Annotated in this window: 5 protein-coding genes; 2 read left to right on the top strand and 3 right to left on the bottom strand. The window is 40.1% G+C overall.

Translation table 11 applies throughout. The features are described from left to right. Nucleotides 1–402: 402 nt before the first annotated feature. The 3 genes from E1163_RS05825 to E1163_RS05815 form a co-directional block, all read right to left on the bottom strand. Nucleotides 403–4,596, bottom strand: coding sequence for a T9SS type A sorting domain-containing protein (locus tag E1163_RS05825; protein WP_155170459.1), 4,194 nt, complete (start codon nucleotides 4,594–4,596; stop codon nucleotides 403–405). Nucleotides 4,597–4,600: 4 nt separating this feature from the next. Next, the gene (locus E1163_RS05820; protein WP_155170457.1) at nucleotides 4,601–5,671 is read right to left on the bottom strand and encodes an FISUMP domain-containing protein; all 1,071 of its coding nucleotides are present in this window, start codon (nucleotides 5,669–5,671) and stop codon (nucleotides 4,601–4,603) included. Between the two features lie 312 nt (nucleotides 5,672–5,983). Further along, complete coding sequence (locus E1163_RS05815) at nucleotides 5,984–6,670, bottom strand: DUF4197 domain-containing protein (RefSeq protein ID WP_185155981.1); 687 nt, start codon at nucleotides 6,668–6,670, stop codon at nucleotides 5,984–5,986. Between the two features lie 197 nt (nucleotides 6,671–6,867). Here E1163_RS05815 and E1163_RS05810 point away from each other — a divergent pair, with 197 nt between their 5' ends. Both E1163_RS05810 and E1163_RS05805 read left to right on the top strand, forming a co-directional pair. Beyond that, nucleotides 6,868–8,133: a competence/damage-inducible protein A gene (locus E1163_RS05810; protein WP_155170453.1), complete on the top strand. Its 1,266-nt coding sequence runs from the start codon at nucleotides 6,868–6,870 to the stop codon at nucleotides 8,131–8,133. A 55-nt stretch (nucleotides 8,134–8,188) separates the two neighbouring features. Beyond that, on the top strand, nucleotides 8,189–9,465 hold a 1,277-nt coding region (locus E1163_RS05805), incomplete at its 3' end, for a dihydrolipoamide acetyltransferase family protein (RefSeq protein WP_155170451.1).

Genomic DNA, 9,465 nt, shown 5'->3' with positions numbered 1-9,465 from the left:
GTCATTTAACTATTTTCAAGGTGACCCTAAGTACCTGTATTGCAGAGGGTAGCAGGGAGTGATAACGGGCTGGTGTTCTGCTGCAATACAGAACGCGGAAGTTTTCCTTTGTTTGTGGTAGAGCTTCCTTGAATATTAGTTGAGAACTAATATTCATGTGCCACTCCAAACCGAGTTCGGAATTTTTGGGCCGCTCATAGGGATTTAGAAAGAGACGTGATCTTAAAATTCCATTTTAGAGTTAAAACAACTCTGTTTGGAAAAGCTCTTTCTGAATCATAGATTGCTGCGTTAATTGAACAGTCAAAACCCTCTGGTCTGCTCAGGAATAGAGATACTCATTTAATAATTATTAAAGCTGGTGCATAATTCTTACTCCCACATTCGTCATGGTCTAAAAGCTTACCGCAAGATATGAGGGAGTTTGTTCATTTGCCCCTGTGCATAAAAAGAAACAATATAGAGCCCTGCAGGACAATTCTCCAAAGGAATTTTAAAGGATTTAACACCTTTCGTCATATTGCCTTCATATACTAACAATCCTGCCGAGGAATAAACTCTTATTGCACTATCCTCAGTTAAAGGGTGGTCAAAGGCCAGCGTGGCATCACCTTCTGATGGGTTTGGGTATATTTTAATCCCGTTTGCTAATTCTCTTTCATACCCAGTTACCTTCGCTGGCGGCGGAAGCACTTTTATTTCCTTATACGCACCTTGATATATTTCCTTTGTTTTGGTCTTTGATAAGTGCGTATCATGAATATATGCAACAATTAAAAATGTATCTGTTGTATTATAAGCAAAGTCAGGACTCCAGTATTGCGTGACGGTTTCTGTACGAGATATATCATTGGGGAGCCAATCTCCATAAATGTAGGTTCCTGAAGCATCCGGCACAAGCTTTCTCAGCACATTGTGATAAGTTCTTCCATCTGCTTCAAAACTTTTCTGGAGTATTCCAATTTCCAGAACAAGCGGAGAAAAAATAGTATCAACTGTTGGGTTCTTGGTAATCGCAATATCAATTTTTAAGCCCTCATCATTTCTTCCCTGATTGCTGCCACCGGTAATTACAGTATCTGAAATAGCCAGATTAAAGGGAGCATCGATGATGGTGCGTTTAGTATATTCATTTTTTCCCCATTCGTCTACACTAAATGGGTCATTCCTATACTTTACACCAAATATTCCATCCATTACGGTTCTTGGCACCTCATTCACCCCGTACTCCAGAGCATGAGCACTTTGATCAGCCTTATTCAACAAATAAACCGGATCAGAAGCGGGGTATGAAGTATGATATTCGATTTTAATGGACTCGAGAGGGCGGGCATTTGTAAAATCGTCTATATATTCATTCTCAGACTCATTACCTTGTGCTCCTACATTGGTAAAATGCTCCAGAACAATCATTCTGTTACGCTCTTTTATAGAAAAATTATCAAACGCAAAGCCATCATAATTATTCTCCCTTCCATCACCAAGTTCAAGACTGGCAAATGCAATCCTAAACCTTACGGGTTTGCCTCCCGCTTCCTCCTTAATTTCATCCAAAGATATTCGTGCCTTTTTCCACTCTTCGGTGCCTCCTTCCCAGCCTATAGTCTGTCCTCCAGGAGATGCTGCAATACCTGCTGAGTTAAACCAGTTAATCCCTCCTTCAATCTCTCCCAATGTCTGCCACTGTACCTCTCCACTTGCAATAGCGTCATCACTAATAGTATACTGTAATGTAGTACCTTCGAACTTCTCTGTAAAGTACCGGATATCCATATCTATTTTGGGCTTGTCCCAAATGTCGAGGTTAAAGCAAGGGCTTTCAACCCAAGAGTCTTCATTATCATTAAAAACACCGGTTGTATCATTAGCTGTAACCCATGCAGGACTGTTATTAATTTGGGTTATTTGCCAACTGCTATTGGTAGCTAACCCATTTGCATTATTATTTTCGCGAGAAGATATCCAGCCACCACCATCCAGATTAAAGGTTTCAAGGTAAACTTTATTGTTAACGGCAGCGTCCAAAATCTCAAAGACAGAAACGAATTGATTTAAAGTATCTGCACACCCAAGCGCCGTCTCCACCACAAGGGAAGTTTCATAAACTCCTCCCTCAGGAAATTCATGACTTATCTGATCACCTGTAGCCTGAACAAAAATATCTGGGTCATGAAATTTCCAATAGACATTCTGGATACTATCTTTAAGTGCAGAACCACCCTGCGACTTTGCACTGTTAAAAGTTACTTTATTATCCGCGGAGCAGTTGCTAAAAAAGTTAAAACTGGCATTTGGAAATTCCCCAACACGAATAGAAAGAGTGGTCGCAGGACCTATGCATCCAATATCAGCATTTTGCGGTCTTACAGCAAAATCAAACACATCAGGAAAGGATGTATTGACTCCTGGGTTTAAACTATCAGCTACTGCCAGCAAAAAGCCCTGACTGTTATACCACGCAATATCTACGGTATCTGGCTTGTCTATTTTTACGAATCCAACATCGTCTCCCATACAATAATCAAACTGCAAAGGAACAACAGAAAGTGGCTCCGGTAAAGGAACCACCTGGATGGTGTCTGCCATCTCAGCAACGCAACCGAACTCACTGACATATTCATACACAACTACGTAACCTTTATCATTATTATAGGTGAGTATGTTTTCATTGGGCGTTCCGTTAGGGGCATCAGCCGGATTAAAAAAGAAGGTTAAATCAGTTAATGTTACTGCATCGCTAATATTATCGGATTGATTTAGATCCAAAATGCTAAAGGTCTTTACCACATCATTTGTACCTAATGGATTACCAACAATTTTAATGGAAGAAGCATTCTGACAATAGCTTTCCTCTAAAGGCAACTCTCCTGCCAACACAATTTCAAGTTCAGGAATACCTTGCACCTCAATTGTTTGCTCCACATTTTGAATTAAGTTGCTATTATCCTCATACTCTATATTTATCACGACTTCCTCTCCGACCTGCAAAACATTACGCACCATATCAGGGTCGATAAAATACCCACTGGAAAGACCTCCGTTATAGTCCGAATTTAAACTTCCTGTAAGAATGTTTGGCGTAGAAGTAATACCCATTAAATCTCCTTCAACGCCTTCACCTAACCATCCTATCGGAATCAGGTTTACTGCGTCGTAACAAATACCATTGTTTTGAAGCCCTAAAATCTGATTTCTTGAGTTATCAAAAACTTCAAAAGTGAATACAACATCAGGTTTGCAGGGTTGACCATTAGTAAAGGTTATTTCATAGAGCCCTGGTTTTTTACCTACATTATTAATCAAAAACTCATCATCATTATTCACTCCCACACCAGAAAACGATCCGGTCTGATCAGATGAAAGTCCCATACCTACCGAAGTAACAGGGATGGCAAATGTCTGCCCATCCTGAACAGTATTGGTTTGGCTAGTTACAAGATCGGTCAGAGTTATTACCGGGGGAGTACTAGGTGTTACTGTAACTGCAATACTACCACTTGTTCCTGCGCAAGTAGTATTACTACCTGAGGATACTGCATAAATCTTATCTCCATCCTGTAAAGTTGTGGTGGCATAAGTTGCCCCAGTAGCTAACACTGTTGCGCTGCCTTCTTTATAAAACTTATATGGATCGGTTCCCCCGGATGGCGTAAAAATCACTTCATCTCCAGAACATATAGTTACTGATGAGGCATTACCTGCGCCATTATGACTGAGGTTTATTGTTTCATTTGCCCTAACCGTAATAGTACCAACAATGTCATTCACGGCCAATCCAGGATATGAGAAGTCAACATTCGCTAATGTAATATTATAAGTACCAGGAGCAACGTTTCCCGCAACATTCACTTTAATTCCTGATAGTTTAATTACATCTAAAAAATCTAAGCCTGAAACATCACTATGTTTGAAACCAATAAACAAAACATCCACTCCACCAAAATCCTCATAACCAAAAGAAGCTGCGTCAACAACTATATCCGAAGAACCACCGTTATTAACGGTTATACTGCCGCCACTTGAATTAAAACTGAACCCATTTGGCAAAGTCAATTTTAAATCCTGATGTGAGTTTTGCCCACTTTCATCATAAAAATTCCCTTTAAATCCTTCCCTTATGATAATAGTACCCAAATTAGCCGTTCCCCCCACACATACTTTGTTGGAAGCAGTAATATTGTCTATACTGGCCAAGTTGCCCGTGGTAAAATTAAGAGTAAAAATTCCACTGGGTTCATTGGAGGAGTTTTCTACCGAATCAATTGTTATACTATAACTGGAGCCTGGCGAGAGAAGATCGCTAAAAGTTATAATGAACTTATTTTTACCTCCATTCATAGTAACATCAAACCCAGTATTTATTAACTGACCGTTAAGAGATATTGTAACTAAATTATCGGCATTGTTATCATCAAGCGAACTATCATCTAAATTCCTCAAGTTCGCGGTATAAGGTATAACAATTATATTATCTCTAACTGCTATTTTCGCACCTTCTAAAGGTTCTGTTGAAGTTGAATCTACCGCAGGTGCCACAGCAAAGGCATTTGCAAAAAAGAATACCCCTAGGCTTATAAGCAGCAAAGACTTTACCATAGCTTTATTCCTTAATTAACCTAACACTTATTGCTACTTTCCCTAACAGTGAATAGTTATCTATCGCATCGGAAGAAGATATTTCATAATTGATCATCAAGGCATTGTCATCAGGATCAACTTGTGACGACCAATATTGCCCAACGACCCCTAACGTTCCAAAAGAACCATTTTCATCTCTATAACTTGCCCGTTGCAATCCAAAGGAGCCTTCCTTCAAGGCCTTTCCAGCAGTTGCCTCTCCCCCCACTTCTGCAATCAATGCTTCCCAATCAGCCTGAGAAGGCAATCTCCATCCTTCAGGAGCCATTTCCGATGCAACATACCATGTATACAGTCTGCCGTATGTATCACAATTAGCAGCAACGTCTCCAGGACACCATGACGATGTAGAATCAGCAGTATTAGTATTAAGAGCAAAGTTTTCTCCTAACCACACCTGATCTCCTATTTTAACAACACTGTATGTTTGTCCATCACGCTCATCGGTATAGGTTTTTAAAGTTGCCGCAGTAATAATGGCTGTTGCCTCACATCCATTGGCATCTTTTACTTTCACTGTATGATCAACTGCATCTACATCAAAGCTGCTTTCGGACTGGTAACTTCCATTATCAAGTGCATATTCATAGGGAGCCGTACCTCCACTGGCTTCTGCTTCAATGCTGTAGCCTCCCGATGTCAAAGTAAGGGTAAGGACAGAGCAATCAAACACCACAAAGTCTGAGGTACTGGTTACAGGATCCACTCCTACAACTGTAACAGTGACCTTTCCTGTAGTAGCTGTAGCAGGCACTGTTGTCTTAATCTCTGTTGCTGTTGCAGATGTTATTGAAGCCTCAACTCCGTTAAAACTAACTTTATTATTTGATACAGTAGTACTGAAGTTGGTACCAGTAATCTTTACAACATCACCTACTTCTCCTTTGGCAGGCTCTATACTGGTTATAGTAGGCTGTTGAGGTTCCGGATCTCCATCGTCATCCCCTCCACATGATGAAAAAACTGACACAATTGTAAGTAAGGTTAAAGCCAATAATGAATTTTTAACGAATTCTGCAAAGGTGTTTTTCATGGTTTTCAGTTGGTTTTATAATTAAAAAACAAATGTAATAATTTAATTATAAAATTTACTCTAGTGTAAGATTATCGACAATATCGCAATATTTATTAAGACTTATTCCTTGATAAGATTCCTCATCATTCAATCGTCATATAAACTTAATTTCACAATGAAATCACCTTACACTTCCCGCCATAAACTTCTAAAATCCAGCAACATCCATTAGCAGACAGGCTTATTAACTTCAGAAAGTTATTAAACTATAATTACCAAAAATATAACAATAAAATAATTACAATCTATACTCTCACCCTGCAATGCACATTATTGATCCTGCGCTGCAAAAACCTTCTTCAACAACTCAGTAGTTCTCGCTACAGGATCCTTCCGAATTTTTTCCTCCTCCTGCGCTACAAGATAAAATAGCCCTTCAATAGCTTTATCCGTAGCATAATCATCAAGATCTGGGTTTACCTTATCAACAAAAGGTATTTTATTATAGGTTGTTACTATATCTCCATAGTATTTTGTTGCATTTACTTTGTCCAGTGAATTTTTAATTACAGGTTTGAATTTGGACTTTAACTGCACAGAGGTAGTTTTTATCAGATATTGGGTTGCGGCGTTGTCATCGCCTTTTAATATTCCCCAAGCGTCTTGAATGGTCATTGACTTTATAGCATTTATGAAGATTGGTTTTGCCTCCTTCGCTGCATCTTCTGCGCCCCTGTTTAGTGTCATAACAAACTTATCAACTTCATTTCCAAGACCTATCTGCCTAAGCTTTTCTTCAACTCGTTGCACATCGGGAGGAAAGGGGATCTTTATTTTTGGATTTTTGAAGTAGCCGTCAATTTTTGATGCTTCAGCCGAGCCTGTAGTTATACCTTTTATTAAAGCTTCTTTAAGGCCGGCAACAACCTGCTCTGTAGAAAGGGACTCTTCACCCAAAGCTTTATTAATATCACCAATAGTTTTGTTGATTTGAGATGAGGTACACGCCGCAAGCATCGCTATAAGGACTGTAAGTATGGTAAGCTTTTTCAATGTATTATTCAGTTAGTTTTAATCCAATTTAAGAAAAGATACCCGTTAATAAAATTGATAATTCATCTCTACCTCTACGCTCATAACCTATAATCATGATCTCCTCATTCATTTTTACTTATTTTAGCGAAACAAATACATAAACCATCGTTTAACATTTTATGAACAAAACGAAAGCTGAAATATTAACCATTGGAGATGAGATACTTTATGGTCAACTGCTGGATACCAATTCTCAATGGATGAGCGCCGAACTCGACAAAATTGGAATTAAAACTATCAGAAAAACTACTGTCGGTGATACCAGGGAAGACATTCTCACTGCCTTTAAAGAAGCCGAAGCCAGGGTAGACATAGTACTCATCACTGGTGGCCTTGGCCCCACTAATGATGATCTGACCAAACCTTGCTTAGCAGAGTATTTTGGGTGTGAAATAGCAATGAATGAAGCTGCGCTACAGGAAGTATCTAACTTTTTTGCAAGCAAAGGACTGGAGCTAACAGAAGTTAACCGCCTGCAGGCTGCCCTCCCCGTATGTTGCGATATGGTAAGCAATAAACTTGGCACGGCTCCCGGTATGTGGTTTGAAAGAAATGGAAAGGTTTTCGTCTCTATGCCAGGAGTACCTCATGAAATGAAAAAGATGATGACCGACACGGTGATCCCTCAATTACAGCAAGTTTTCCAAACCGATATTATCTTTCATAAAATTATTAAAACCATCGGCATTGGAGAATCGTGGCTGGCAGAAATGATCAAAGACTGGGAAGATAGCCTCCCTGAGCATATTAAATTAGCTTACTTACCCAGCATGGGACAGGTTAAACTGAGGCTGACTGCTATTGGAGACAATCTTGACAAATTGAAAGTGGAAGTTGAGAGTTTAATTCAGGATCTGCACAAACTGGCTGGCAAATATATCTACGGATATGATACAGACCAGATAGAAGAGGTTGTAGGTAAAATGCTATTAGACCAGCATAAAACTATTGCTTTGGCAGAAAGCTGTACAGGTGGTTATGTTTCTCATAAGATAACCAGTATAGCAGGCAGCTCTCAATACTATCAGGGCTCTGTTATCCCTTATCACAACAGTTTAAAAATTGACATTTTAGGGGTAAACGAACAAACATTACTGGATCATGGGGCAGTAAGTGAGCAAACTGTTTATGAGATGGCCAACCTGGTAAGAAAAAGATTTAATGCCGACATTGGCGTCGCTACCAGTGGTATAGCAGGGCCAGGTGGTGGCACCCCTGACAAACCAGTGGGCACGGTCTGGATTGCTTATGCCGATGGAGAACAAACAATTACCCGCAAATTACAGTTATGGAAGGACAGGGATATCAACATACAGGCTACTGCAGTTGCATTATTAAATCTAATCAGGATAAGTTTATCGAAATCGATTGAGATAAAGCAGTAAAATCCTAAATTTGCGGTTAATTTTAAGGACGGAAAGTCGAAACCTAACAAGATAAATGGCACTAGTAGAACTAATAATGCCCAAAATGGGCGAAAGTATTATGGAAGCCACTGTGCTTACATGGCTCAAGCAGGAAGGCGACACCATTGAGCAGGATGAATCTGTACTGGAGGTGGCTACAGACAAGGTAGATACTGAAGTACCGTCAACCCATGCCGGTGTACTTAAAGAAATTTTGGCCAAAGATGGCGATGTTGTAGAGGTTGGAAAGCCTATTGCTATCATTGCAACTGACGGTGATGAAGCATCTACATCAGCGGCACCTGCTGCCAAAGAAGATAAACCGGCACAGTCAAAAGCAGAGCCTGTTGCTGCAGAGTCCCACTCTTCTAATGGTGCAGTAAAGCTGGCCGAACCTGTTTCCGGAAGGTTTTATTCCCCGCTTGTTAAAAACATAGCCAAGGAAGAGGGTATCTCCATGACCGAACTTGAAAGTGTTCCCGGCTCTGGCAAAGAGGGAAGGGTTACAAAGAATGATATTCTTTCATATGTTAAAACAAGAGGCTCAGAACCTACACCACAGGCACAGCAGCAACCTCAGGCACAACCTTCTGCTGAAACGACTACAACAAGGCCTCCACAAAAAGTAAATGTTTCCGTTAGTGCTGGAGATGAAATCATTGAAATGGATCGCATGCGCCGAATGATTGCGGACAGAATGGTCGATTCCAAACGTATCTCACCTCATGTTACTTCATTTGTGGAAGCTGATGTAACAAATATTGTTTTCTGGAGAAACAGAAAGAAAAATGAATTCAAGCAAAGAGAAGGTGACAACCTAACGTTTACTCCAATTTTCATTGAGGCGGTAACCAAAGCCATCAAAGATTATCCAATGATCAATGTTCAGGTTGATGGTGACAGGATCATCAAGAAAAGGGACATCAATATTGGTATGGCTGTAGCCCTGCCTTCAGGAAACCTGATTGTACCTGTAATCCGAAATGCTGATCAGTACAACATAACCGGTCTGGCAAAAAAAGTAAATGATCTCGCCAGAAGGGCTCGTGAAAATAAACTAACACCTGATGAGTTATCCGGAGGCACATTCACAATATCAAATGTTGGTTCATTTGGCAACGTAATGGGTACGCCTATCATTATGCAACCCCAGGTAGGTATCCTGGCATTGGGAGCAATTGTCAAAAAACCAGCCGTTATAGAAACCCCGCATGGCGATGCCATAGCTATTAGACACAAAATGTTCCTATCACATAGCTATGACCATAGAGTGGTAGATGGCTCACTGGGTGGTATGGTTGTAAGGAGAGT

Source organism: Fulvivirga kasyanovii (assembly GCF_009711405.1).
GTDB lineage: Bacteria > Bacteroidota > Bacteroidia > Cytophagales > Cyclobacteriaceae > Fulvivirga > Fulvivirga kasyanovii.
The sequence above is the reverse complement of the archived record's forward strand: the minus strand, read 5'-3'. Positions and strand labels throughout refer to the sequence as shown.

Coding starts and splice junctions, on each gene's coding strand:
- E1163_RS05820 (WP_155170457.1), bottom strand. CDS start 5,671: ATGAAAAACACCTTTGCAGAATTCGTTAAAAATTCATTATTGGCTTTA.
- E1163_RS05815 (WP_185155981.1), bottom strand. CDS start 6,670: ATGCTTGCGGCGTGTACCTCATCTCAAATCAACAAAACTATTGGTGAT.
- E1163_RS05810 (WP_155170453.1), top strand. CDS start 6,868: ATGAACAAAACGAAAGCTGAAATATTAACCATTGGAGATGAGATACTT.
- E1163_RS05825 (WP_155170459.1), bottom strand. CDS start 4,596: ATGGTAAAGTCTTTGCTGCTTATAAGCCTAGGGGTATTCTTTTTTGCA.